The 24,668-nt window shown below is 69.1% G+C and carries 24 protein-coding genes and 1 pseudogene; 11 read left to right on the forward strand and 14 right to left on the reverse strand.

Features of this window, described 5'->3' with window-relative positions; translation table 11 throughout:
* Nucleotides 1–105 precede the first annotated feature (105 nt).
* The gene (locus tag G6N61_RS17705) at nt 106–3,099 is read left to right on the forward strand and encodes an MMPL family transporter (protein WP_163919697.1); all 2,994 of its coding nucleotides are present in this window, start codon (nt 106–108) and stop codon (nt 3,097–3,099) included.
* Complete coding sequence (locus tag G6N61_RS17710) at nt 3,096–3,620, forward strand: XRE family transcriptional regulator (RefSeq protein ID WP_179973477.1); 525 nt, start codon at nt 3,096–3,098, stop codon at nt 3,618–3,620. The genes G6N61_RS17705 and G6N61_RS17710 overlap by 4 nt, the downstream gene beginning before the upstream one ends.
* Here G6N61_RS17710 and G6N61_RS17715 read toward each other — a convergent pair whose 3' ends face one another.
* Entirely contained in the window at nt 3,621–4,310 is a 690-nt protein-coding gene (locus G6N61_RS17715) for a hypothetical protein (RefSeq protein ID WP_163919699.1), read from the reverse strand.
* 8 nt (nt 4,311–4,318) lie between these two features.
* Nucleotides 4,319–4,906: a hypothetical protein gene (locus G6N61_RS17720; protein ID WP_163919700.1), complete on the reverse strand. Its 588-nt coding sequence runs from the start codon at nt 4,904–4,906 to the stop codon at nt 4,319–4,321.
* A 110-nt stretch (nt 4,907–5,016) separates the two neighbouring features.
* Between G6N61_RS17720 and G6N61_RS17725 the strand changes: the two genes are divergently transcribed.
* Both G6N61_RS17725 and G6N61_RS31340 read left to right on the forward strand, forming a co-directional pair.
* Nucleotides 5,017–7,008 (forward strand): M13 family metallopeptidase, encoded by a 1,992-nt coding sequence (locus tag G6N61_RS17725; protein ID WP_163919701.1) that lies wholly within the window; start codon nt 5,017–5,019, stop codon nt 7,006–7,008.
* A gap of 69 nt (nt 7,009–7,077) precedes the next feature.
* Nucleotides 7,078–7,545, forward strand: a pseudogene (locus G6N61_RS31340) (N-acetyltransferase family protein); the annotation flags it as partial.
* A 52-nt stretch (nt 7,546–7,597) separates the two neighbouring features.
* On the opposite strand, the gene G6N61_RS30890 reads toward G6N61_RS31340, so the two are convergent.
* The 4 genes from G6N61_RS30890 to G6N61_RS17745 form a co-directional block, all read right to left on the reverse strand.
* Complete coding sequence (locus G6N61_RS30890; RefSeq protein WP_163919703.1) at nt 7,598–8,266, reverse strand: TetR/AcrR family transcriptional regulator; 669 nt, start codon at nt 8,264–8,266, stop codon at nt 7,598–7,600.
* 118 nt (nt 8,267–8,384) lie between these two features.
* Nucleotides 8,385–9,389: a L,D-transpeptidase gene (locus G6N61_RS17735; protein ID WP_163924904.1), complete on the reverse strand. Its 1,005-nt coding sequence runs from the start codon at nt 9,387–9,389 to the stop codon at nt 8,385–8,387.
* A 234-nt stretch (nt 9,390–9,623) separates the two neighbouring features.
* A complete protein-coding gene (gene ricR / locus G6N61_RS17740; protein ID WP_407666246.1) occupies nt 9,624–9,941 on the reverse strand; it encodes a copper-sensing transcriptional repressor RicR in 318 nt (105 codons plus the stop codon).
* A gap of 1 nt (nt 9,942) precedes the next feature.
* Nucleotides 9,943–10,587, reverse strand: a complete 645-nt coding sequence (locus G6N61_RS17745) for a DUF305 domain-containing protein (RefSeq protein ID WP_163919704.1) — start codon at nt 10,585–10,587, stop codon at nt 9,943–9,945.
* Nucleotides 10,588–10,665: 78 nt separating this feature from the next.
* Here G6N61_RS17745 and ilvD point away from each other — a divergent pair, with 78 nt between their 5' ends.
* Nucleotides 10,666–12,369: a dihydroxy-acid dehydratase gene (ilvD, locus tag G6N61_RS17750; RefSeq protein ID WP_163919705.1), complete on the forward strand. Its 1,704-nt coding sequence runs from the start codon at nt 10,666–10,668 to the stop codon at nt 12,367–12,369.
* Between the two features lie 76 nt (nt 12,370–12,445).
* Here ilvD and G6N61_RS17755 read toward each other — a convergent pair whose 3' ends face one another.
* Nucleotides 12,446–12,844: an SRPBCC family protein gene (locus G6N61_RS17755; protein ID WP_407666247.1), complete on the reverse strand. Its 399-nt coding sequence runs from the start codon at nt 12,842–12,844 to the stop codon at nt 12,446–12,448.
* Between the two features lie 137 nt (nt 12,845–12,981).
* Here G6N61_RS17755 and G6N61_RS17760 point away from each other — a divergent pair, with 137 nt between their 5' ends.
* Entirely contained in the window at nt 12,982–13,497 is a 516-nt protein-coding gene (locus G6N61_RS17760; protein ID WP_163919706.1) for a sigma-70 family RNA polymerase sigma factor, read from the forward strand.
* 15 nt (nt 13,498–13,512) lie between these two features.
* On the opposite strand, the gene G6N61_RS17765 is transcribed toward G6N61_RS17760, so the two are convergent.
* From G6N61_RS17765 to G6N61_RS17790, 6 genes are read right to left on the reverse strand one after another with little or no spacing between them, the layout of a single operon-like run.
* Nucleotides 13,513–14,196 (reverse strand): O-methyltransferase, encoded by a 684-nt coding sequence (locus G6N61_RS17765; RefSeq protein WP_163919707.1) that lies wholly within the window; start codon nt 14,194–14,196, stop codon nt 13,513–13,515.
* Between the two features lie 15 nt (nt 14,197–14,211).
* The gene (locus G6N61_RS17770; protein WP_163919708.1) at nt 14,212–14,700 is read right to left on the reverse strand and encodes a TIGR04338 family metallohydrolase; all 489 of its coding nucleotides are present in this window, start codon (nt 14,698–14,700) and stop codon (nt 14,212–14,214) included.
* A gap of 6 nt (nt 14,701–14,706) precedes the next feature.
* Nucleotides 14,707–15,456, reverse strand: coding sequence for a DUF2786 domain-containing protein (locus G6N61_RS17775; RefSeq protein WP_163919709.1), 750 nt, complete (start codon nt 15,454–15,456; stop codon nt 14,707–14,709).
* 33 nt (nt 15,457–15,489) lie between these two features.
* A complete protein-coding gene (locus G6N61_RS17780) occupies nt 15,490–16,422 on the reverse strand; it encodes an NADP-dependent oxidoreductase (protein ID WP_163919710.1) in 933 nt (310 codons plus the stop codon).
* A 17-nt stretch (nt 16,423–16,439) separates the two neighbouring features.
* Complete coding sequence (locus tag G6N61_RS17785; RefSeq protein ID WP_170314511.1) at nt 16,440–17,498, reverse strand: alpha/beta hydrolase family protein; 1,059 nt, start codon at nt 17,496–17,498, stop codon at nt 16,440–16,442.
* A 5-nt stretch (nt 17,499–17,503) separates the two neighbouring features.
* Nucleotides 17,504–18,355 carry an alpha/beta hydrolase gene (locus tag G6N61_RS17790; protein WP_163919711.1) on the reverse strand — a complete coding sequence of 284 codons (852 nt, stop codon included), beginning with the start codon at nt 18,353–18,355 and terminating at the stop codon, nt 17,504–17,506.
* 82 nt (nt 18,356–18,437) lie between these two features.
* Here G6N61_RS17790 and G6N61_RS17795 point away from each other — a divergent pair, with 82 nt between their 5' ends.
* Nucleotides 18,438–19,445 (forward strand): sigma-70 family RNA polymerase sigma factor, encoded by a 1,008-nt coding sequence (locus tag G6N61_RS17795; RefSeq protein ID WP_235887165.1) that lies wholly within the window; start codon nt 18,438–18,440, stop codon nt 19,443–19,445.
* Nucleotides 19,446–19,646: 201 nt separating this feature from the next.
* A complete protein-coding gene (locus tag G6N61_RS17800) occupies nt 19,647–20,771 on the forward strand; it encodes an NDMA-dependent alcohol dehydrogenase (protein WP_163919712.1) in 1,125 nt (374 codons plus the stop codon).
* 7 nt (nt 20,772–20,778) lie between these two features.
* On the opposite strand, the gene G6N61_RS17805 is transcribed toward G6N61_RS17800, so the two are convergent.
* Nucleotides 20,779–21,237: a MarR family winged helix-turn-helix transcriptional regulator gene (locus G6N61_RS17805; RefSeq protein ID WP_163919713.1), complete on the reverse strand. Its 459-nt coding sequence runs from the start codon at nt 21,235–21,237 to the stop codon at nt 20,779–20,781.
* A 71-nt stretch (nt 21,238–21,308) separates the two neighbouring features.
* Between G6N61_RS17805 and G6N61_RS17810 the strand changes: the two genes are divergently transcribed.
* The 3 genes from G6N61_RS17810 (at nt 21,309) to G6N61_RS17820 (ending at nt 24,668) form a co-directional block, all read left to right on the forward strand.
* The gene (locus G6N61_RS17810; RefSeq protein ID WP_163919714.1) at nt 21,309–22,073 is read left to right on the forward strand and encodes a pirin family protein; all 765 of its coding nucleotides are present in this window, start codon (nt 21,309–21,311) and stop codon (nt 22,071–22,073) included.
* Nucleotides 22,051–23,385 carry a PQQ-dependent sugar dehydrogenase gene (locus tag G6N61_RS17815; protein WP_179973479.1) on the forward strand — a complete coding sequence of 445 codons (1,335 nt, stop codon included), beginning with the start codon at nt 22,051–22,053 and terminating at the stop codon, nt 23,383–23,385. The genes G6N61_RS17810 and G6N61_RS17815 overlap by 23 nt, the downstream gene beginning before the upstream one ends.
* Nucleotides 23,386–23,585: 200 nt before the next feature.
* Nucleotides 23,586–24,668 carry a phosphodiester glycosidase family protein gene (locus tag G6N61_RS17820; RefSeq protein WP_163919715.1) on the forward strand — a complete coding sequence of 361 codons (1,083 nt, stop codon included), beginning with the start codon at nt 23,586–23,588 and terminating at the stop codon, nt 24,666–24,668.

Below are 24,668 nucleotides of genomic sequence, written 5' to 3' on the forward strand. Positions count from 1 at the left end.
TGGCTGGTACGGGGCCCTCGCGGGCCGGGGACCCTACCTCAGCCTGCGGTACGCTCTGGCTACGAAACGCCGGGAAGAAGGCCGAGGTTCGTCATCCAGCAGTTCATGATGCGCTTGAGCAGCAACTTGCGCAGGTATCGCTGGGCGGTCTTCGCTGCATGGCTGCTGCTCCTGGTGCCGGCGGTGTACCTGTCGCTGACCAACTCCGGCAACCTGACCGGCGGCGGTTTCGAGGTCTCCGGCTCACAGTCTCTGAACGTCGAGTACCAGACCCAGGACCACTTCCCCGATCAGGGCGCGTCGCCCCTGGCACTGGTCGCCGCACCGCGCGCCGACGCGTCGTTCGAGGACATGAACGGCGCGGTCGCCGGCCTCGAGCGCATCGCTGCCGCCGACCCACGCGTCAAGATCGTCCCGAACCCGCAGCAGCCCCCACCGCAGCCGGACCGGCCGTACGTGGTGTCGCTGCAGACCGGGTTCGGCAGCGGTAGCACCGACATCGCCAAGTCGCTCCGCAAGGAGATCGGCATCGAGGGTGATCAGCCCGGTGAGACGGCCGACGGCAAGGTCCGGCTCTACGTCATCGGTCAGGGCGCGCTCAGCGCTGCGGCGGGTGAGGCCACCAAGCACGACATCGCCCAGGCCGAGAAGTGGAACCTGCCGATCGTCATGATCGTGCTGCTGGCGGTCTTCGGCTCGCTGGCCGCGGCGGCGCTGCCCCTGCTGCTCGGCGTGTGCACGGTCGCGGTGACGATGGGCGTGGTCTTCCTGTTGTCGACGATCACCACGATGTCGGTGTTCGTCACGTCGACGGTGTCGATGTTCGGCATCGCGCTGGCCGTCGACTATTCGCTGTTCATCCTGATGCGGTTCCGCGAGGAGTTGCGCGCCGGGCGCGACGCCGAACAGGCGGCCGACGCTGCGATGGGCACCTCGGGGCTCGCGGTGCTGCTGTCGGGGTTGACGGTGATCGCGTCGGTGACCGGCATCTACCTCATCCAGACCCCCGTGCTGTCCTCGATGGCGACCGGGGCGATCCTCGCGGTCGCGGTCGCGGTGCTGACGTCGACGACGCTGACGCCCGCGGTGTTGCGCACGTTCGGCAAGGCAGCCGCGAAGCGCTCGACCTACCTGCACCTGTCGCGTCGCCCGGACACCACGCAGTCGCGCTTCTGGACCCGCTGGGTGACCGGAGTGATGCGCCGACCGTGGGTGTCGGCGATCTCGGCTGCCGTGGTCCTGCTCGTGATGGCCGCGCCCGCCTTCGCGATGACGCTCGGCAACAGCCTGCAGCGACAGTTCGAGCCCACCCACGAGATCCGCGGCGGCATCAACGCCGCGGCCGAGGCCCTCGGCCCCGGTGCGCTCGGCCCGATCCGCGTGCTGGTGACGTTCCCCGACCGCAACGCCAACCAACCGGAGAACGCCGGCACCCTGACCGCTGTCGAGACGAGGATCGCCGAGGCGCCGTTCGTGGCGAACGTGTCGCCGCCGGTGTTCGGCGACGACAACCGCAGCGCGCTGCTGTCGGCGGTGCTGTCGGTCGATCCCGAGGATCCCGGCGCCCGCGAGTCCATCGACTGGATGCGCGCCAACCTGCCGCAGGCCGCCGGCGATCAGGCCCAGGTCGACGTCGGTGGTCCGACGGCGCTGCTCAAGGACTTCGACGACAGGGTGTCGGCGACCCAACCGCTGGTGTTCGCGTTCGTCGCCCTGATCGCGTTCGTGATGCTGCTGATCTCGATCCGGTCGGTGTTCCTGGCGTTCAAGGGCGTCCTGATGACCGTGCTGTCGGTCGCCGCCGCCTACGGCAGCCTGGTCGCGGTGTTCGAGTGGGGCTGGCTCGAACCGCTGGGCTTCGAGCCGCTGGCCTCGCTGGACAGCACCATCCCCCCGCTGGTCCTCGCGATGACGTTCGGGCTCTCGATGGACTACGAGATCTTCCTGCTGACCCGCATCCGGGAGCGGTTCGTCCAGACCCAGAACACCCGCGACGCCGTCGCCTACGGCGTGAGCACCAGCGCCCGCACGATCACCAGCGCCGCGCTGATCATGATCGCGGTGTTCGTCGGGTTCGCGTTCGCGGGCATGCCGCTGGTCGCCCAGCTGGGCGTGGCCTGCGCGGTGGCGATCGCCGTCGACGCGACCGTGGTGCGCCTGATCCTGGTGCCCGCGCTGATGGCGATGTTCGCCGAGTGGAACTGGTGGCTGCCGCGTTGGCTCGACCGCATCCTGCCGTCGGTCGACTTCGAGAAGCCGCTGCCGAAGGTGGACATCGGCGACCTCGTCATCATCCCCGAGGACATCTCCGAACTGGGCCCGTCCGGGTCGGACATCCGGACCGTCGTCAAGTCGGCGGCGAAGTTGAAAAACCTTGCGCCGCAGAGCATCACGGTCGCCGACCCGCTGGCGTTCAGCGGCTGCGGGCCGGTCGTGGTGAGCCGGACCAGTGACGGCGACCAGGCCCTGCTCGTCGGGTCGGGCGTGCGGGCGATCAATGCCGTCGGCGCGGGCGCGACCGCGGTGGCACCCGCAGGCACCGACACCGTCCGCATCGGCACCCGGGGCGGCCGGTTCTACTCGGTGCGCGGCGGGGGCAGGAAGGTGCCGCCGACGACGGTGCACCCGGTCACGATGTGGCGGGGCAGGCTCGCAGTCGCGCTGGACGCGCTGCAGACCGCCGCCGATGCCGACGTGCCGGTCGTGGAACGCCGCAAGCCGATGGAGACCACCAACGTGCTGCTGCCCACCGGCGACCGGCTGCAGATCCCCACCGGCGCCGAGACGCTGCGGCTGAAGAGCTACCTGATCATGTGCCGGAACTCGACCAGGGACTTCACGGAGTTCGCCGATCTGATCGACTCGATGGAGACCCAAACCGCGGCGGAGGTGCTGGCCCGGATGGACCGGTATTACTCTGGTCAACGCTCCCGCAGGCAGTGGGTGGCCACGCAGTTGGTACGCCGTCTGGCCGATCCCCACCCGTCGGATGCGGACGACGTCGCCGCAGCGGCGGACCCCGACGCGGGCGCCGAATGGGAGAGAGTGAGAAAGCGCTGCCTCTCGGTGGCGGTGGCGATGCTGGAGGAGGCGAGGTGACGTTGTCCGCAGACGCGCGGGACACGTTCAGCGACACCCCGGGTCGCCCGCGTCAAGCCGCAGGCCCCGCACAGCGCAGACCACCGGTCGACGACCGCCCGGTGGAGTTCTGGCCCACGTCGTCGATCCGCGCCGCCCTCGACACCGACGACCTGACGGTGTGGCAGCGCATCGTCGTCGCGATCAAGCGCGACCCCTACGGCAGGACCGCCCGGCAGGTCGAAGAGGTCCTCGAGACGGCACCGCCCTACGGCGTGTCCAAGGCGCTGCAGGAGGTCCTGGTGCGGACCCGCGCGCACCTCGAGGCCAACGAGTGCGCCGAGGTGGCCCGCCACGTCCGGCTGCTGCTCGAACGGTCAGGCCTCGGGGAGCAGGAGTTCGCCTCGCGCATCGGCCTGCCGACCGCGACGTTCGCGGCGTACCTCGACGGCAGCCAGTGCCCGAGCGCGTCGCTGATGATCCGCATGCGGCGCCTGTCCGACCGCTTCGCCAAGATCCACGACGCCCGCACCCGCCGCTGACTAGCGAGCGTTGATGGGCGTCACGTCGACGACCTTCCAGTCGTCGCCGTCCTTGGACAGCGTGATCCGCAAGGCGTAGACCGCGACGTCTGGTTTCTTGTTCGGAGCGTTCTGCGTGCCGCGCATGACGACGGCCACGCTCGCGACGGCGGGCCCGATCGCCTCGACACCGGCCGAGATCGTCTCGGCCTGCCCCGAGATGTTCTTGCTCGTCAATTCCCTTGCCACAGCGGCGAATTCGTTGCGGTAGGTCTCCGCGCGTTCGGGTGTCATCAGCCCCGCCGCACGGTCGATGGACGCGTTGGGGTCCTGCGGAGTGAACGTCGCCGACGCCTCGGCGACGCTGCTGGCGATGCCCACCACCTCGTCGACGTCGGCGCGCATGGCGCGATAGGGCACGGTCCACTGCGCATAGCCGACCACGACGGCGGCGATCAGCGCCGCGGCCGCGATGCCGACGACCGCCAGCCGTAGACCCGGCCCCTCGTCGTCGGTGCCGACGGTCACGCCGTCGCGGCGGTACAGCACGTAGTCGACGACCATGGCCTGAACGATCAGCAGGCACAGCACCGAGCACACCGACACCCACCACAGCGGCCACGCCAGTGCCATGCCGACGTAGATCAGCGCGGCGAGCGCCGCCAGGGGCGCCAGCACGTCGAACAGCACCACCCGCAACGGGTTCCTCATCGATCCGCTCAACGCAGCGTCTCCAGCCGCGAGATCAGCAGCTTGCCGTCGACGTCGGAGACGCCCAGGCGGAGGTTCCACCGCACGGTCTGCGGTTCCTGGGCGCCCGCGTTGCGGCTCAGCGACGTCGCCACCACGATCACGGTGTCGGTGCGCGACGCGACCGACGACAGCTCGGGCTGGTCCTCGGCCGGCGCCTGCCCGGGCGGGTCGTGATGCAGTGATTCGATGGACACCGACTCGACCTGGCCGGTGGTCTGCGACTGCAGCTTGGTCACCAGTTGCTTGAACGGCTCGACGGTCGACTCGAAGTCCGCGCTGAGCTGTCCGACGGTGCCGTCGTGCAGCGTGCGCAGGCTCTCGTCGAGGCTGCCCTGGTTCATGTTGATCAGGACGTTGGTCCAGTCGACGGCCGTCTGCAGCACCTCGGTCTGATAGGTCCGCTCCGCGCTGTCACTGCGGTGACCGGACCAGATGACGAACGCGAGCACGACGGCCACGACGGAGACGACGCCGAGCACGGCCGATGCGATCCCGAGACCGGTGATCCCACCGCCTGCGTCCTCGGTGGTCGTTGCTGCTGGCTCGTCGGGCATGGCCGTGAGGGTACCCGGCACTCCTCGGCGTCCCCGCCGTCCCGCCACCGTCGTCCCCGGCCTGACCTCGGCGGCGGCGCGCCCCCGCCACGCGATGGCAGGATGGCGGAGTGACGCTTGAAGCCTTCAAATCCGGTATCGACCTGTCCTACGTGGACGACGACGCACGTCCCCAGGACGACCTCTTCGGACACGTCAACGGCCGCTGGCTGACCGAATACGAGATTCCCGCCGACCGCGCGACCGACGGAGCGTTCCGCACGCTCGCCGACCGGGCTGAGGAACAGGTCCGGGACATCATCATCGAAGCCAGCGACCTGAAGGCCGCGCCGGGCACCGACGAGCAGCGGGTGGGCGATCTGTTCGCCAGCTTCATGGACGAGGCCGCCGTTGCCAATGCCGGCGTGACGCCGTTGCTCGACGAACTCGAGGCCGTCGACCTCGCCGTCGATCGTGACGCGCTGGCGTCGGTGCTCGGGGCACTGCAGCGGGTGGGCGTCGGCGGCGGCACGGGCGTGTACGTCGACACAGACTCGAAGGACTCCACCCGCTACCTGCTGCACTTCTCGCAGTCGGGGCTGGGACTGCCCGACGAGTCCTACTACCGCGACCCGCAGCACGCCGAGATCCTCGCGGCCTACCCCAAGCACATCGCGCGGATGTTGGGCCTGGTCTTCGGCGCCGAACCCCAGCCCGGCGAGTGGGAGGCGACCGCCGAGCGCATCGTCGGCCTGGAAACCGCACTCGCCGCAGCACATTGGGACGTCGTGAAGCGCCGCGACGCCGACCTGACCTACAACCTGCGTGCGTTCGCCGACCTGGCCGCAGAGGCGCCCGGCTTCGACTGGTCCGGCTGGCTGGCCGCGCTGGGCACGACTGTCGAGCAGGTCGCGGAGGTCGTCGTCCGCCAGCCCGACTTCCTGACCGCCTTCGCCGCACTGTGGGCCGAGCGGGACCTCGAGGACTGGAAGCGCTGGCTGCGCTGGCGCGTCATCAATGCGCGGGCGTCGCTACTGACCGACGAGCTGATCGAGGAGAACTTCGACTTCTACGGTCGCACCCTGTCGGGCACCGAGCAGATCCGCGACCGCTGGAAGCGCGGCGTCGGACTGGTCGAGGGCCTGATGGGTGACGCGGTCGGCAAGCTCTACGTCGAGCGGCACTTCCCGCCCGGCGCGAAGGCGCGGATGGACGAACTCGTCGAGAACCTGCGCGAGGCCTACCGGGTCAGCATCAACGACCTGGAGTGGATGACGCCCGAGACGCGGCAGCGCGCGCTGGCCAAGCTCGACAAGTTCACCCCGAAGATTGGTTACCCGGCACGGTGGCGGGACTACTCGGCGCTGGTCATCGATCGCGATGACCTGTACGGCAACTACGTTCGCGGCCAAGCCGTCGACACCGACCGCGAACTGGCCAAGCTCGGCGGCCCCGTCGACCGCGACGAATGGTTCATGACGCCGCAGACCGTCAACGCCTACTACAACCCGGGGATGAACGAGATCGTCTTCCCCGCGGCGATCCTGCAGCCGCCGTTCTTCGACGCCGAGGCCGACGACGCAGCCAACTACGGCGGCATCGGCGCGGTGATCGGCCACGAGATCGGGCACGGCTTCGACGACCAGGGCGCCAAGTACGACGGTGACGGCAACCTCGTCGACTGGTGGACCGACAGCGACCGCGACGAGTTCGGGGTGCGCACCAAGGCGCTGATCGATCAGTACGAGCACTTCACGCCGCGTGGGCTGGAACCGAATCACCACGTCAACGGCGCGTTCACCGTCGGTGAGAACATTGGCGACCTCGGCGGGTTGTCGATCGCGCTGTTGGCGTACGAGCTGTCGCTCGACGGTAAGCCGGCACCGGTCATCGATGGGCTGACGGGTGTGCAGCGCGTGTTCTACGGCTGGGCCCAGGTGTGGCGCACCAAGTCCCGCGATGCCGAGGCGATCCGCCGGTTGGCGATCGACCCGCACTCACCGCCGGAGTTCCGCTGCAACGGCGTGGTACGCAACATCGACGCCTACTACGACGCGTTCGGCGTCGAGGAGTCCGACGGGCTGTACCTCGAACCCGCTGCACGCGTGCGTATCTGGAGCTGACGCTGCGCCGAGACGACGGTTGTCGACGGTTCGCCCCGATCGACGCGTCGACTTCCGTAGTCTCGGCGGATGGGGAACGACTGGCAGATCCGGACCGGCTCCGCCGCTGACCTCGACGCGCTGGCGCCGCTGTGGGTGGCCGTGCACCATCGGCACGCCGAGACGATGCCGGAACTCGCGCCGTACGTCAGCGACGACGAGACGTGGGAGCAGCGCCGCGGCCTGTACGAGGAACTGCTCGAGAAGTCCGGCACGCTGCTGCTCTTGGCGTCGGTGGGCGACGACCTCGTCGGCTACGGCCTGGCGCACGTGATGGCCGTCAATGACACCGGGATTCCGGACACGTGGCGCACGGGTGAGTGGATCGGCGAGATCGAGTCGCTCAGCGTGCTGCCCGCCTACCGGGGTAGCGGCCTGGGCTCCGAGCTCCTCGACCGGCTCGAGACCCATCTGCGCGAACGAGGCGTCCCGGACCTGGTCCTCGGTGCGCTACCCGGCAACCACGACGCGATCCGGCTGTACGAACGGCGCGGCTACCGGCCGGCCGACGTGGCTGTACCTGTCGAAGTTCGAGGGCCGCTAGACCCGGTCAGCCGGCGAGGGCGTTCGACGCCGCCCCGCCTCGGACCACGCCGTGGGTCAGCACCACGTCGAGGTAGTTGGAGACCCGCGCCACCGCGTCCGCATCGTCGGCGAAGCCCGCATGGAGCTGCACGCCCCACAGGATCGACGACAGCAGGCCGACGATGGCGCGTTGGTCGACGTCGGGGGCCAGCTCGCCTCGCTCGACGGCGTTGCTGACCATCGCGCCGATCAGGTCGTTCGTCGCCATCAACAGCGACCCCTTGCGCTTGCGCTTGGGTCCGCGCGCAACGTCGAGGTAGTCGCGCATCATGAACGGCATCAGCGAACGATCCTCGACGTCGAGGCGGCGCATCGCGAGGACGTAGTGGCGAATCTGGGCGCGCAGCGTCGGTTGGTTCAGGACGTCCCGGACGGACCGCTTCATCAGCGACGAGACGTCCGCAACGACCGCGTCGTGGATGTCGTCGATGCCCGCGAAGTAGTAGTAGACCGCCGTATTGGACAGTCCTGCCTGGTCGGCGACCATTCGAACGGTGGCCGCCCTGCGCCCTCTGGCGCCGAGCACGATGCGGCCGGCCGACACGATGGAGGCACGGGTCTCCCCCGCGCTGCCGCCCGCAGGCCGACCGCGCTTCGGTTTGACTTCCTTCACCACCGGTTTACTCTCAGCCACGCTTCCCCCAACGCCCAGCACGACCATATCGTGCGGAAAGCGCAGAGCAAAGCGGGCAGAGCAAATTAGGGGGTGGGCAGACGACTCATCCCCGAGGTGAGTCGCTGACGAGGCGCGCTTAGAACATTTGCCAGTCCGACGCACCGTCGGGCTGGTTGTAGAGGCCGGTCGAGTTCTTGATCACGACGGGATCGCCGCTACCGAAGTTGTCGTAGAACCACTGGGCGTTGGCCGCGCTCAGGTTGATGCAGCCGTGGCTGACGTTGCGCTTGCCCTGATCGCCGACCGACCACGGCGCGCTGTGCACGAAGATGCCGCTGTTGTCGATGCGGACGGCGTCCTGGACCTTGAGCTTGTAGCCCTCGGCCGACGTCACCGGCACGCCGTAGGTCGACGAGTCCATCACGATGTCCGGGAACTTCTCCAGCACGTAGTACGTGCCGTTCTTGGTCTCGTGCTTGCCGTCTTCCTTGCCCATGGACACCGGGAACGTCTTCTCGAGTTCGCCGTTGCGCCTGATCTCCATCGTGTGGGTCGCGTCGTCGACGGTCGCCACCAGGTAGTCACCGGTGCGGAAGCTGGACTTGGTGCCACCGGCGTCGATGTTCACCGTGGTGTTGGCCGGCCAGAAGTCCTGCGGGCGCCAGCGCACCTGGGTGTCGCTGGTCCAGTAGAAGCGGCCGGGAACCGGCGGGCTCGACGAGATGTGGATGGCCTGCTCGGCCATCGCACGGTCGGCGATGGGGCGCTGAAAGTTGATGTAGATCGGCTTGGCCACGCCGACCATCGACCCGTTGACCGGGTTGAACGTCGGCGGCGCGAACACCGGCTCCCCCGTGTACGGGGTCGGGTTCTGGCCTGCGGGCGTCCCCTCGGGGATGACCGCGGGGGCGCCGTACTGGTTGAGCGCAGGAGTGGCGGGCACCACCGGCTCGGCGACGGGAGGCGCAGGCGGATCCCACGGCATGCGCGGCATCTGGAACGGCGCCGGGGGTGCCGGCTGCGCGACCGGCGGCACGGGCACCGCCGGGTCCGGTTGCGGTTCCGCCCAGGCAGATGGGCTGCCAAGCGCGAATGAACCGACCAGTCCGGCCGTGAACACCGCAGTCGCGATTCTCTTCATCGCCTTCTGTGGCGCCCGTACGTACGTCCCTTGCGGCATCTAGCCACCTCCATAACCCAAACTGACCCCAGTGTGGCACAGCGCGGGGTCTCGCCCATCCCCGCGACGACCGTCACGCCCCGGCATCGGGCCGGGTACGCGGCCGTCGAATGACCGCTGAACTGCCACTTTGATCGCCCTGGTCTGGACGATCGTTACGCGTATCCCGCGCTTGCCATTCCGGCCCGACGTCGGTCAGGACCGCACCAACCGGGCGATGGCAGCCGACGCCTCGGCGAGTTTCTTGTCGGCCTCCTCGCCGCCCTCGGCGACGGCGTGGCTCACGCAGTGGCCGAGGTGTTCGTCGAGCAGGCCCAGCGCCACCGACTGCAGCGCGCTGTTGACGGCGCTGATCTGCGTCAGCACGTCGATGCAGTACTTGTCCTCGTCGATCATCTTCGAGATCCCGCGCACCTGGCCCTCGATGCGCCGCAGACGCTTGGCGTAGTTCTCCTTGTTCGACGAATAGCCATGTGCGGCAACCTCGTCGACGGGTGTCTCGATCTCGGACACGTCAGCCTCCCAGCATCTGCTTCATCTGATCGATCTCGGCCTGCTGGGTCTTCACGATCTCGGCGGCGAGGTCCTTGGCGTCGGCATCGGCACCGTCGGCTATCTCGGTGTTGGCCATCGCGATGGCTCCTTCGTGATGGCCGATCATCGACTGCAGCCACAGTGTGTCGAATTCGGCGCCCTTGAGCGTCTCCAGCCTCTCCATCGTGGCCCCGTCGACCATTCCCTGCATCCCCATCGCACCCATGTCGTGACCCTCGTGGCCGGTCGCGGCACTGCCGGTCCACTCGGTGAGGAACCCCTGCATGGTCTTGATCTCGGGTTCCTGGGCCTTCGAGATGGCCGCGGCCAGTTCGATCACGGCCGGGTCCGACGATCGGTCGGGCACCAGTTCCGACATCTGAACGGCCTGCTCGTGGTGCGGGATCATGCCCTTGGCGAAGTCGACGTCCGCGTCGTTGACGCCTGCGGGCAGGGCGGCCGGCGCTTCGCCGGACGGGGCAGGCGCGGACGACTCGGCGCCCTGCGAATGGCTGGCGTGGTCGTCCGACGCGGGCGTCTCGGTACAGGCGGAGACGAACAGGGCGGTGGCGGCTGCGGCGACGAGCGCGGCGATGCGCCCGGTGGCCGACGTGATGGAGGTCATGAACCCACCGTACCGGATACCCCCAAGGGGTATCGAAATCGTTTTGGACTACTAACTGGTCGAGCGCATAATCGACGGATGCCCTCAGACGCTCAACCCGACATCAAGCCCCGCAGCCGCGACGTCACCGACGGCCTCGAGAAGACCGCCGCCCGCGGGATGCTCCGCGCGGTGGGCATGGGTGACGACGACTGGGTGAAGTCGCAGATCGGCGTCGCGTCGTCGTGGAACGAGATCACCCCGTGCAACCTGTCGCTGGACCGGCTCGCGAAGTCCGTCAAGGACGGCGTGCACGCCGCCGGTGGCTTCCCCATGGAGTTCGGCACGATCTCCGTGTCCGACGGCATCTCGATGGGCCACGAGGGCATGCACTTCTCGCTGGTGTCGCGTGAGGTGATCGCCGACAGCGTCGAGACCGTGATGATGGCCGAGCGCCTCGACGGTTCGGTGCTGCTGGCCGGCTGCGACAAGTCGCTACCCGGCATGCTGATGGCCGCAGCCCGCCTCGACCTGGCCAGCGTATTCCTCTACGCCGGCTCGATCATGCCCGGCAAGGCCACGCTGACCGATGGCACCGAGCGGGACGTGACGATCATCGACGCGTTCGAGGCCGTCGGCGCCTGCGCCCGCGGGTTGATGTCGCGCGAGGACGTCGACATCATCGAGCGCGCCATCTGTCCCGGCGAGGGCGCCTGCGGCGGCATGTACACCGCCAACACCATGGCTTCGGCAGCCGAGGCGCTGGGCATGTCCCTGCCCGGGTCCGCCGCACCGCCGGCCAGCGACCAGCGCCGTGACGGCTACGCCCGCGCCAGCGGCGAGGCCGTCGTCGAACTGCTCAAGCGCGGCATCACCGCCCGCGACATCATGACCAAGGAGGCGTTCGAGAACGCCATCGCCGTGGTGATGGCGTTCGGCGGATCCACCAACGCCGTGCTGCACCTGCTCGCGATCGCATGGGAGGCGGGCGTCGAACTCACGCTCGCCGACTTCACCCGCGTGGGCGCCAAGGTGCCGCACCTCGCCGACGTCAAGCCGTTCGGCAAGCACGTCATGTTCGACGTCGACCGCATCGGCGGCGTGCCCGTCGTCATGAAGGCGCTGCTGGACGCCGGGCTGCTGAACGGCGATTGCCTCACCGTCACGGGCCGGACCATGGCGGAGAACCTCGCCGACATCGCACCGCCCGATCCCGACGGCAAGGTGCTGCGCGCACTGACGTCACCGATCCACCCGACCGGCGGCATCACGATCCTGCACGGATCGCTGGCCCCCGAGGGTGCCGTGGTGAAGTCCGCGGGCTTCGACTCCGACGTGTTCGAGGGCACCGCACGGGTCTTCGAGCGCGAGCGCGCCGCACTCGACGCGCTCGAGGACGGCACCATCACCCACGGCGACGTGGTCGTCATCCGCTACGAGGGGCCCAAGGGCGGACCCGGCATGCGCGAGATGCTCGCGATCACGGGCGCGATCAAGGGCGCGGGCCTCGGCAAGGACGTGCTGCTGATGACCGACGGCCGGTTCTCCGGCGGCACCACCGGCCTCTGCGTCGGCCACGTCGCACCGGAGGCCGTCGACGGTGGACCGATCGCGTTCGTCCGCGACGGCGACCGGATCCGGCTCGACGTCGGCAAGGGCACCCTCGACCTGCTGGTCGACGCCGACGAACTCGAGTCCCGCAAGGTCGGCTTCGAGCCGCTGCCCCCGGTGTACACGTCCGGCGTGCTGGCGAAGTACACGAAGCTGGTGCACTCGGCGGCCGTCGGAGCGGTCTGCAGCTAGCGCTCGACTCCCCGCGAACGTCGGTTACCGCCACGCCTTTCACGAAAAAGCGTGACGGTAATCGACGTTCGGCGGGCTAGCGCTCCCTGGCCATTTCGTCGATGCGCGCCAGTGCGACGGCCAGCACCGGCAGGTAGGCAGGGGCCCACAGCGGCGCGGTCATCCAGAGCCGGCAGCCGTCACCCACGGGGTCGACGCCGTGACGCGTCGCGGACACACCGGCGACCCGCCAGCCCCACGACCGACCGGGCACGAACTCGTCGATGGTGAACGGCAACGGCACGCCCACCGGCGTCCACACCAGACCCGTGACGCCCAGGGTCAGGACGTCGCCCTCGTCGAGTTGAGCGGCGGTGACGGTCAGGCCCCACTGCGGCCACGCGTCGAGGTCGGTGAGCACGTCCCACACGGCGTCCGACGGTGCGGCGACCTGACGGTCGATCTCGATGCTGGTGCCCTGCACTCTGATGCTCACCAGCCGACCATGCCCTAGCCGTCGGCGCGCCAAACACGAGGTCACGAGAGGTTTTGCTCCGGACGCCGCTGGGTATCTTCGCCTTGCCTGTGAGGCAACACCGGCACACGTCGACGCTGACACGGAATGGCCCAACAGTGACCGCAGCACTCTCCACCCTCGACTCCCTCATCGAGCGCATCGCCCGTGGCGACTCGGACGCTCTGTTGAAGTTCTACGACCGAACCTCCTCGCGGGTGTTCGGCGTCATCGGGACCCTGGTCCGCGATCCCATGGAGCGCGAAGCCCTGATGGAGCGCATTTACGTCGAGGTATGGGAGTCCGCCGCCGACTTCGACGCCGACACGTCCTCACCGGGAGCGTGGCTGGTCAACCTCGCGCACCGATTGGCCGTCGAACACGTTCGCACCGACGTCGACGCCAACGCCAAACCACCGGTGCAGACCAAGGCGATCAACGACGAGCCCGTACGGCGCTTCGAGAAGCTGTCCACGCAGCAACGCAAGTGCATGGACCTCACCTATGGGCGCGGCATGACCGTCGTCGAGGCCTCCGAGCGCCTGGGGCTGTCGGAGAAGGCGGTGTCGGCGAGCCTGACCGAGGCCGTCGACGGCCTGGCCGTGCCCCCGCGCGGCCTGCAGTCCGCCATCTAGCGCACGAGCGCCCCGTTAATCGCGCACCAATGCGACGGCGAACCCGTCCCACCCCTTCGTCCCAACCGTCTGAATCGCGGCGACGTCGAGCCTCGGATGCTCGCCCATCATGACGAACATGTCGTGCACGGCCCTGGCCTGCGCATCATCGGGCGCTGGGTCCAGCACCCGGCCGAAGCGGGCGATGTTGTCCACGACGACCACCGCACCGGGAGTGGCCAGCGTGACGGCCCAGTCGACATAGGCCGAGTTGTTCTCCTTGTCCGCGTCGATGAAGAAGAAGTCGAACTTCTCGCCCCGGCTTGCCAGGCGCGGCAGGGTGTCGAGGGCGGCGCCGACGACGATCTCCACGCGGTCGGCGATGTCGGCGCGCTCCAGGTTGGCCGCGGCGACGTCGGCGTGCGCCTGCTCGTACTCGAGCGTCACCACCTGCCCGCCCGGCCCCACCCCACGCGCCAGCGCGATGGTGCTGTACCCGGCCAGCGTGCCGATCTCCAGCACCCGGTTGGCGCGCGACATCGTCGCCAACAGCGACAGCAGCTTCGCGTGCTGGGCGGACACCTCGATCTTCGGCATCCCCGCGGCGTCCGCGGCCTCGCGCGCCGCGGCCAGCGCGGCATCCTCGGTGTGCAGCAGTCGACCAAACAGGGCGTCGAGGGCTACGGGATCTACGGGCTGCGGCTCGTTCACCCGGCCCACGTTAACCCGTTTCCCTTACCGCACACCCTCCTTCGCGTACACGACCCGCAGCACGTGCGCGACCTCCGGACCCATGACGGCGTCCGCCAGCTCGCAGAAGGTCGCGACGAACGCACGGCCGTGGGCGGGTTCGACGGGGCTGAGGTGGTGTGCGATCTCGTGCAGCACCACCAGTTCCCGCAGCGCCCACGACGCGCTGCCGTCGGGCACCGCGATCACCGCCTCGTCGCCGTCGCGCTCGTAGTGCGCAGCCGTCCGACCGCGACGGCTGCGTACCCGCAGCGGCGGCACCTCGGGCCACGACCGCTGCACCGCAGGCAGATTCAGCACCTCGTCGACGTACTGGGAGACGGAGTCGACCGATGCGAACCGCGCCTCGGGCGGCAACGTGATGTTGGCGCCGAAGAACTCGATCGTGTTGCCCCGCGCCCGTGCCCTGTCGAACAGCGTGCGCACGAAGTCCTCGGCCGCGTAGACCTTCGAGCGTTGCGCGTCGCGGGGCACGGACGGTCAGTCGTTCAGGGCTGCCCGCGCGCCGGACAACTCGGGGCTGGGGCCGAGCTTGGCACGCTGCCCCGCCCGGTCGCCTGCCCGTCTGGCCGCCGACGAATACCCGGCCGAGGCGTTGGTGGCCCGCCAGGTGCCGCGCGCCTTCGACGCCTCGCGGTAGAACGACTTCAGCTCGATGTCCTTGTTGCGCAACGCAATCTCCGTACCCTTCGGCCGCTCGACGTCTGCTGCGACCTGCCGCTTGGCCTCGTCGCGGGCGTCGGCGAGCCGTTGCCCGACGCGCGCCCCGAATGCCAGCTGGAAGTTCAGCCGCGCGGTGATGGTCGGCGTGGGCCGATGCCGGCCGCTCGCGATATAGGCGTCGGAGGCCTTGACCATCTGCACGACGAGGCTGGCGTACAGCGCATGGGTGGCGTCGATGTCCTCGGCGAAGCCGTAGGCGTAGACGAACGTCGAGTTCGAGGCGACGTCGCACTTCACGTCATTGGCCATCGCGATCACCACGAACAGTTGCACGTAGGTGCGCAATCCACGGGTCCCCGCGTTGCCGATCGTCACCGTGCGTTGCACGGGCTCCTGTGCGGCCGTGCGGGTCGCAGCATGCGCGCGGGCGACCGCCAGGTCGATCGACGTCGTGGTCGCGAGTCGCTGCGCCGCGGCCATGAAGGCCTCGGCCTCGTGTTCGTTCTCGGTGTTCTCGGCCTGCCGCAGCAGTGCGGCGATTCGGGCCAGCATCTTGTCGTCCGTCACGAGCGGATCCAGTCGTGTGTCATGAGTCAGAAGCTAGGGAACCAGTACGACTTTTCCGCGCGCGTGGCCCTCCTGCAGGTACCGGTGGGCGTCGGCCGCCTCCGCGAACGGGAAGACCTTGTCGACCGACACCTCGAGGGCACCCGCGTCGGCGAGCGCCAGCAGTTCCGGGCGCGCCGCATCGCGGATGGCCTGGCCACCGTTCGCTTCGGTCAGCACCTTGATGCCCAGGTCACCGCCGCGCGCGAAGCCCGCGATGGTGGCGATGCGCGACCGGTCGGCGACCAATTCCACCGAGGTGTCCAGCGCCTCGTCGGTGCCGACCAGGTCGAGGGCCACGTCCACGGGCCCGATCGCACGCACCCGATCGACCAGCCCGTCCCCGTAGGCGACCGGTTCGACGCCGTATCGCCGCAGCTCGTCGTGCCGGGAGGGGCTGGCGGTGCCGATCACCTTGGCCCCGCGCGCTGCCGCCAACTGCACGACCATCAGGCCGACGCCGCCGCCCGCACCGTGCACGAGCACCGTGTCACCCGTCCCCACAGCCGTTTCGGTCAACAGGTGCCACGCCGTCCCGCCGGTCAGCACCAGCCCGGCGGCCTGCTCGAAGCTCAGCGCCGAGGGCTTGCGCCCCACGTCGGAGCCGTCTGCGAGCACCTGGTCGGCGTAGGCACCGCGAACACCGGTGACGATCACCTCGTCGCCGACCGTCAGCGGACCGGTGTAGCCTTCCGCGCCGTCGCCGACGGCGGCCACGACACCGCTGACCTCCATGCCGACCGGCATGGGCAGGTTGGCATGGTCGTCGCCCATCTGTCCGCTGTAGAGCTTGTAGTCGATGGGGTTCGCGCCGGCCGCGCGCACGTCGACGAGCACCTGACCCGGCCCCGGCGGGGGTAGCTCGATGTCTTGCAGCACAAGGACTTCCGGGCTGCCGTAACCGGAGGCGACCACTGTTCGCGTCATTGTGGAAAGTCTAGCCACTACTTGCCGACGAAGCCGTCCAGCGCCGTCACCAGCTGCGGCGACAGCGGATCCTGCTTTGCGTAGTTGGCGACGCTGTCGGACGGGTCGTCGCGCAGCACGTGGTTGACGCCCTTGAGTTCGACGACGGTCAGCGCGGTGTGGCCGAGGGCGGCGAACAGCGGCTTCTCCGCGGTGCAGTCGGCCTGAGCGTCGGAGTCCGAACACGTCGCCAAGACCGGCATGCCCGCCGGGACCTTCGCCGCCAGCGCCAGCGGGTCGATGGCGTCGGCCTCGACGACCGCCTTGACGTTCGCGGGGTTCAGGATCGCTCCGAGGCCCTCTGGCAGCTTCGCCGGTGCGGTGCCCTTGGTCCGTGCCTCGCTCACGGCGTTGGCCCAGGCCGCGAGCACCTCGTCGCCCTGCTGGCGGTTCTTCGCACCCGTGGAGACGGCGGCGTCCACGTCGGCGCGCACCCGGCCGGTGATGATGTCGAGGTAGCGACCGGACAGCGGCTGGAACAACGCCAGCGAGTGGACCTTCAGCGCATCGGGGGCGGTGTCGGTGACCAGTGCCATCGCGTGCACCGTGCCCTCGCCGAGGGCGTAGACGGAGATGCGCGACGCGTCGGTCTGCGACTGCCCGGCCAGGAACCTGGCCGCGGCCTTCGCACCGGCGGTGTAGACGGCGCTGCCGACGTCGGCGGGCCGCGTCGCGTAGGGCCCCAGGCCGGTCTTGCCGGTGCCGACCTTGTCGTAGCGCAGGCTCGAGATGCCCTTGTCCGAGAGGTACTCGGCGAGTTGGCGCATGTTGCCGACGGGCCCCGCGACGGCGTTGTCCCCGTTGCGGTCGGTGTTCCCGCTCTCGGAGATCAGTAGTGCCGCAGGTCCTGGCGCGGGCTCGCCGCGGTGCCGGTAGGTGCCGTGCAGGGTGAGGCCGTCGGCGACGAACGTGACGTCCTCGTCGACCCAGCCCCCGGGTTCGGCGGCCGTCGGCGCCGGTTCCGACGAGCAGGCGACCACGGCCAGGAGCGTCGCGAGTGCCACGAACAGTCGGGTGGCCACCCTTCTCACACGCACCGTCTTCACAGGCGCACCTCGATCCAGGAGACGACGTCGTCGAGCACCAGTTCGCGCTCGGGCTCGTTGAACACTTCGTGGTACAGCTCGGGGTACACCTTCAGGCTGGCGTCGATGCCTCCGACGCATTCGAGCAGTTGCCTGCTGCCTGCTACCGGCACCAGCTTGTCCTGCTCGCCGTGCACGACCAGCAGCGGGGCGGTGAGCGCCGACGCGCGCCGGGGCATCGTTTCCCCGACGCCGATCAGCGCCTTGGCGATGCCTGCGGGCAGCTTGCCCTGATGGACCATCGGGTCGGCCTGGTACGCGGCGACGACGGCCCGGTCGCGGGACACCGCGTCGGTCTGCAGCTGCTCCACGGGTAGCCCGGGCAGGATGCTGCCGACCGCCTTGGCCACCATGACCATCACCGGCGACACCCCGTCCTGGGCGTAGACGGCGGGCCCGGAGAGCACCATCGCCGCGTAGTCGTCGGGGTGTTCGACGCCGTAGGAGAAGACCACGCCGCCGCCCATGCTGTGGCCCAACACCACCCGCTTGAGCCCCGGGTGCTCGGCGGCGGCGATGCCGACCAGGGTGTGGAAGTCACCGGTGTAGCCGGCGAGATCCTTCAGGTAGACGCGCTTGCCCTCCGAGCGACCGTGCCCGCGTAGATCGAGCGCGTAGGTGATCAGCCCGGCCGCGCCGAATCGCTGAGCGACGTGGTCGTAGCGACGGGCATGCTCGCCGAATCCGTGGCACAGCACCACCACGCCGCGGGGCGCGATCTCGGGGGTCCAGACGTCGTAGACGATGCGGACGGGGCTGCCACCGCCTTGGGCACTCTGGAAGCTGCGTTCCTCGCGGGTTGCCGACACCCCGCGAGACTAACGCCCGCCCTTGGCAGACGCCTTCGTCGCAGCCCTGGACTCGTCGGTGGTGCTGAGTAGGCTCTGCCCCGTGAGCGTCCTCACAGATGTATCAGCCGTTCCGGAGTCGTCCGACCCCAGAGACGTCTTCCTGTCCGATGCGCAGAAGTATCGCCGCGAACTGCTCGCGCACTGCTACCGGATGACCGGCTCGCTGCACGACGCCGAGGACCTGGTGCAGGAGACCTATCTGCGGGCCTGGAAGTCCTACGACGGGTTCCAAGGCCGGTCGTCGGTGCGCACGTGGCTGTACCGGATCGCCACCAACACGAGCCTGACGTCGCTCGACGGCCGCAAGCGCCGGCCGCTGCCGTCGGGTCTGGGGGCGCCCGCGTCGGACCCGTCGGGCGACATCGCCGAACACCGCGAGATCACCTGGCTGGAGCCGCTGCCCGACGCGCCGCGGGAGGACCCGTCGGATCCGTCGATGATCGCCGAGTCCCGCGAGTCCGTACGGCTGGCGTTCGTCGCGGCGTTGCAGCACCTCTCGCCCCGGCAGCGCGCGGTCCTGGTGCTGCGCGAGGTATTGCAGTGGAAGGCCTCCGAGGTGGGTGAGGCGATCGGCGCCTCGACCGCCGCGGTGAACAGCCTGCTGCAGCGCGCCCGTGCGCAGCTCGACGCCGCGCAACCGACGCGCGACGGCGAGATCGCGGACCCGGATTCGCCCGAGGCGCGGGAACAGCTCGCGAAGTACGTGGCGGCGTTCGAGACCTACGACATGGACCAGCTCGTCGAGCTGTTCACCGCCGACGCGGTGTTCGAGATGCCACCGTTCGACGGCTGGTACCGGGGCCCGGCGAACATCGTCACGCTGTCCAAGACGCACTGCCCCGCCGAGGGGCCCGGCGACATGCGCTTCGTCGCCACTACCGCCAACGGTCAGCCGGCGGCAGCGCTGTACATGCTCAACCGCGAGACCGGCAGGCACGAGGAGTTCCAGCTGCACGTGCTGCAGATCAGCGACGGCCGCATCTCCCACGTGGTCGCGTTCCACGCCGACGGCCTGTTCGAGAAGTTCGGGCTGCCGATCCATCTGTAGAGGGTCACGTGCCGTCGAGATGCGCCTTTTGGTGGCGTCTACTCGCACTTTCGCACCAGAACGCGCGTCTCGCGATGTGCCGTGCCCTGGGCACCCTCGGCCCGGCGCACCACTCGCTGAACGACGGGGTGTGACGCCACATAACCGCAGCTAGAAGCCCACGGCTATACGCTTTCTAGAACGTGTTCTATGATCGCCGCCATGAAGACCAAGGGCGCTCTGCTGTGGGAACTGAACACGCCATTCCGGGTCGACGAGATCGATCTCGGTGACCCCATCGCGGACGAAGTGCAGATCCGGATGCACGCCGCCGGGATGTGCCACTCGGACTACCACCTGACCACCGGGGCGACCCCGATCGGCCTGCCCGCACTCGGCGGACACGAGGGCGCGGGCGTCGTCACCAAGGTCGGCAAGAACGTCACGGGCATCGAGGAGGGCGACCACGTCATCCTCGCATTCATCCCCGCCTGCGGTGACTGCCCGCCGTGCATGAAGGGGTTCCGTTCGCTGTGCGACCGGGGCGCCCTGCTGCTGGGCGGCAAGGCCATCGCCGACGGCACGTCGCGCGTGCACGCCGGCTCGCACGAGGTGTCACCGATGAACCTGCTCGGCACCTTCGCCCCGTACATGACGGTGCACAAGGACTCGGTGGTCAAGATCGACCGCGACATCCCGTTCGAGACGGCCGCGATCATGGGTTGCGCGGTACCGACGGGGTTCGGGTCGGCGACCAACGTGGCCGACGTGCAGCCCGGCGAGACGGTCGCCATCGTCGGCGTCGGCGGCATCGGCATGAGCGCACTTCAGGGCGCCGTGATCTCCGGCGCGAAGACCGTCATCGCGATCGACCCCAACGAGTGGAAGCGCGATCAGGCGATCAAGTTCGGCGCCACGCACGTCTACCCGTCGATGGCCGAGGCGATCGGCCCGATGATCGACGTGACCCACGGGCTGATGGCCGACAAGACCATCATCGCGGTCGGCGAGATGCGCGGCGAGTACGTCGAGGAGGCGATGATCCTCACGGCCAAGACCGGCACGTGCGTGGTGACCGGCATGGGCTCGATGATGGACGCCGACGTCAAGCTCAACCTGTTCCTGTTCACCATGTTGCAGAAGACGTTGAAGGGCAACATCTTCGGCGGTGGCAGCTCGCACATCGAGACGCCGCGACTGGTCGGGCTGTACAAGTCGGGCCTGCTCAAGATCGACGAGATGATCAGCAACACCTACACGCTCGAGAACATCAACGACGGCTACCAGGACATGATCGACGGCAAGAACATCCGCGGTGTCATCACGTTCGACGAGAAGGACTGGTAAGCGGCGTTCATCCGGCCTGCTGATCGTCGAGCCGGGCGAGCACAGCGGCCGTCCACCGCTGCACCGCGCGTAGATCCGCCGGCCGCACGTCGGTGAACACGACGGTGCGGACGAGTTTGGCGTGCCCGGGCGCGGCGGCGGCCAACGCCGCCCGGCCTGCGTCGGTGAGGTCGACGGTCGCCGCCCGGCGGTCGTCGGAGGCCCCCTGACGCGAGACCAGCTCGCGTCCCCGCATGCGGCTGAGCTGGTGCGACAGCCTGCTCTGCTCCCAGCCGAGCCGCTCCCCCAGCTCGGAGATCCGGCAGCCCGCCCGCTCGTCGATGGCCACCAGTACCTCGTAGTCGGCCAGCGACAGACCGCAGTCGCGCTGCAGCTGCCGGTTCATCGCGGCCTGCAGCCGACTCGTCATCGCGAGGTGGCTCCGCCACACCCGTTGCTCGTCCTCGGACAACCACATGGAATACATGACACATCATTCATGTTGTCGTGTCCAGCGCCCGCACCTAGGCTGGCGATGAACTCGACAGGAGTGATCACATGACCACAGGCGAACTCGTCGAGATCCGGCGCGCAGGCGACCGCGCAGCCACCAAGATCTCCTGGCTCGACTCCAAGCACTCGTTCTCCTTCGGCGGCAACTACGACCCGTCGAACACTCACCACGGACTGCTCCTGGTCAACAACGACGACGTCGTGCACCCGGGTGCGGGTTTCGAGACCCACCCGCACCGCGACATGGAGATCATCACGTGGGTGCTGCGCGGGTCGCTCGTCCACCAGGACTCGACGGGCCACTCGGGCGTCATCTATCCCGGTCTGGCGCAACGGATGTCGGCCGGGCGCGGCATCCTGCACTCCGAGAAGAACGACTCCTGGAGGCTGACCGGCGAGACGTCGCACAGCGAGCCCGTGCACTTCGTCCAGATGTGGGTGGTGCCCGACGAGTCCGGCATCACGCCGGGCTATCAGCAGCTGGAGATCGACGACGAACTCATGCGCGGCAAGCTGGTGACCATCGCGTCGGGGATGCCCCAGCACGCCGACGACACCGCGATCACCATCCGCAACAAGTACGCCGCCCTGAAGGGCGCACGGCTGCAACCCGGTGACACGGTCGAACTGCCCCAGGCGCCGTACCTGCACCTATTCGTGCCGCGCGGTGAGGTCGCCCTCGAGGGCGCCGGCCAACTCGTCGAAGGCGACGCCGTGCGTTTCACCGCCTCCGGCGGCCAACGGGTCACCGCGACCGAACCATCGGAAATCCTCGTCTGGGAGATGCATGCAGGCCTTGAAGCGGCATAGTCGGATCCTCGCGGCCCTCGCGGCCGCCTCGACGGTGGTGGTGGCGTGCTCCTCGGCGCCATCGCCACCGTCGTCCGAAGCGTCCGAGTCATCCTCCCAGCCCGGCACGGCCTCGGCCACCCAGCCGCCAGCGGCCCAGGGCCTCGAAGAGGTGACGGTGCAGGTGCCCGACGACTTCCGCGCGGCGCCGTTCGACGAACCGCGAAAGGCGTTGGTGCCGAAGGGCTGGACGCTGTCGGTGTGGAACCGGTCGGAGAAACCGCGGCTTCTGGCGTGGGCTCCCGACGGCGCCTTGCTGGTGTCGGAGCCCAGCAGCGGCCAGGTGCTGAGCCTCCGACCAACCGGCGCGGGACCGGAGAACCAGGTCCTGCTCGAGGGGCTCGATCAACCGCACGGCCTAGCCTTCGCCGGGTCGACGCTGTACGTCGCGCAGAGTGATCAGGTCGACGCCTACGACTACGTCGACGGCCAGGCCACCCGGCCGCGCACCGTCGCGGCGGGCCTGCCGGACGCCAAGAGCCCCGACCTGCGGGGCGCGTACTCGCACGCGCTCAAGAGCGTCGCGGTCGGACCCGACGGTGCGGTGTACTTCTCGATCGGGTCGACCGGCAACGTATCCGCCGAGGACCGCACGGCCACTCCGCCGCGCGCCACGATCATGCGCGTTCCGCCCGGCGGTGGCCCGGCCGAGCCGTTCGCCACCGGAGTCCGCAACGGCACCGGTCTCGCCATCGCGCCCGACGGCTCGGTGTGGACCGCGGTGAACAACCGGGACAACATCGCCGTGCCCGACGAGGGCCCCGACTACGGCAAGGTGATCCCGGACTACGTCGACGAGAACCCGCCCGAGTCGCTGGCCAAGGTCACCCCCGGTCGCGAATTGGGTTGGCCGTACTGCAATCCCGTCGGCGGCCCGGCCAACATGACGTTCGCCCGCGACGTGCAGACCAACGCCGACGGCTCCGAACTCGACTGCGCTGCGCTGCCCCCGATCGAACAGAGCTTCGGCGCCCACTCCGCGGCTCTGGGCCTGAGCTTCGTCGACGGCGGGCTGCCCGCACCGTATGACCGCGGTGCACTGGCGGGCGTGCACGGGTCGTGGAACCGCGAACCGCCGCGCGCCCCCGAGGTGTCGTTCTTCCCGTGGCAGAACGGGACGCTCGGGGATCAGCAGACCCTCGTCGGCGGGTTCCAGTCCGATGACGGCACCCGGTGGGGTCGCCCGGTCGCGGCCGTCGCCGGCCCGGACGGTGCGGTGTACGTCAGCGACGACTACGCCGACGCCATCTACCGACTCGCTCCGCCTGCCTGATACCGGCGCCCCAGGGCTACGCCTCGGGGGGTCGCCACGTGCGCCGGCTCGGTCATCCCGGCGGAGCGCATAGCAAAGACATTGGCCTTGAACGCGATTCGGCCGAGACGTGATCGAGACCTGTCTGTGACGAAAGTTGACAGTGGGTCACCTGTGGTTATTGTGGTCTCTACTCGAGGGACCACGCGAAAGGGCCGCAGGTGCCGAACACAGCCGCAAACTTCCGGCGCCTGATCGCCTGGACGACGACGGCGGTGCTGGGTGCCACGCTGGCGACCATGGCCGTCGCACCCGCGGCGCACGCCGCGGACGCCCGAGAACTCCTGGCCGGCGCGATCGCCAGCACCAAGGGCACCTACCTCGTCTACAACTTCGGCGGCGGCAATCCCGCACCCATGCTCAACGCCGCGGGCAACTGGTATGAGATGACCAGCGGCGGCCACCTGATGATCATCAAGGCTGCGTCGCAACGACTTACGCCCCGTCTGCTGGTCGACTCGCATCGCGGCTACCAGGGTCGCTGCGAACGGGATCCGCGAGCGCGTACCGGTGAGGGCCTGTCGCAGGCATCGGAGCTGTACAGCCCGTTGCAGGCCTGGCAGGCCCTCGGCCAGCCAACCATCGCGGTCAACGCCAACTTCTTCGACATCCGCGGTCAGCAGGGCGGGTCGTGGAAGTCGACGGGATGCAGTTCTCCGCTGGGCGCCTACGTCGACAACACCCGCGGCCAGGGTCAGGCGAACGCAGCGGTCACGGGCACCATCGCCTACGCGGGCAAGCAGGGCCTGTCCAACGGCAACGAGACGTGGACCGCGCTGAGCACGATGATCCTGCCCGTCGCCGGCGCACCGTTCGTCATCACCCCGAAGTCGCCCACCGACTACGACGCCGCGTCACCCGTGATCGCGGGTCTGATGGACGAGGGCACCCGGTTCGTCGCCGTGGCCGGCCTCGGTCTGCTGGCCCCGGGTGACACCGGACAGATGAACGACGGCGGGCCGAGCGCGGCACGGACTGCGCTCGCGTACTCGCGGGCACGTGACGAGATGTACGTGTTCCAGGGCGGCAGCTACACCCCGGACCAGATCCAGGACCTGTTCCGCGGCCTCGGGAGCGACACCGCGATCCTGCTGGACGGCGGCGGATCCTCGGCCATCGTGCTGCGCCGCGACGCCGGCGGCATGTGGGCGGGCGCGGGCGTGCCCAGGGGATCGTGCGACACCCAACAGGTCCTGTGCGATTCCCGCGAGCGAGCGTTGCCCAGTTGGCTGGCGTTCAGCTGA

Source organism: Mycolicibacterium arabiense, assembly GCF_010731815.2.
GTDB classification, from domain to species: Bacteria; Actinomycetota; Actinomycetes; order Mycobacteriales; family Mycobacteriaceae; genus Mycobacterium; species Mycobacterium arabiense.

Excerpts from the sequence above, each read along its gene's own strand:
- G6N61_RS17705 (WP_163919697.1), top strand. The coding sequence starts at position 106 with ATGATGCGCTTGAGCAGCAACTTGCGCAGGTATCGCTGGGCGGTCTTC.
- G6N61_RS17715 (WP_163919699.1), bottom strand. The coding sequence starts at position 4,310 with ATGAGGAACCCGTTGCGGGTGGTGCTGTTCGACGTGCTGGCGCCCCTG.
- G6N61_RS17720 (WP_163919700.1), bottom strand. The coding sequence starts at position 4,906 with ATGCCCGACGAGCCAGCAGCAACGACCACCGAGGACGCAGGCGGTGGG.
- G6N61_RS17735 (WP_163924904.1), bottom strand. The coding sequence starts at position 9,389 with ATGAAGAGAATCGCGACTGCGGTGTTCACGGCCGGACTGGTCGGTTCA.
- G6N61_RS17745 (WP_163919704.1), bottom strand. The coding sequence starts at position 10,587 with ATGACCTCCATCACGTCGGCCACCGGGCGCATCGCCGCGCTCGTCGCC.
- ilvD (WP_163919705.1), top strand. The coding sequence starts at position 10,666 with ATGCCCTCAGACGCTCAACCCGACATCAAGCCCCGCAGCCGCGACGTC.
- G6N61_RS17780 (WP_163919710.1), bottom strand. The coding sequence starts at position 16,422 with ATGACGCGAACAGTGGTCGCCTCCGGTTACGGCAGCCCGGAAGTCCTT.
- G6N61_RS17800 (WP_163919712.1), top strand. The coding sequence starts at position 19,647 with ATGAAGACCAAGGGCGCTCTGCTGTGGGAACTGAACACGCCATTCCGG.
- G6N61_RS17805 (WP_163919713.1), bottom strand. The coding sequence starts at position 21,237 with ATGTATTCCATGTGGTTGTCCGAGGACGAGCAACGGGTGTGGCGGAGC.
- G6N61_RS17810 (WP_163919714.1), top strand. The coding sequence starts at position 21,309 with ATGACCACAGGCGAACTCGTCGAGATCCGGCGCGCAGGCGACCGCGCA.
- G6N61_RS17815 (WP_179973479.1), top strand. The coding sequence starts at position 22,051 with ATGCAGGCCTTGAAGCGGCATAGTCGGATCCTCGCGGCCCTCGCGGCC.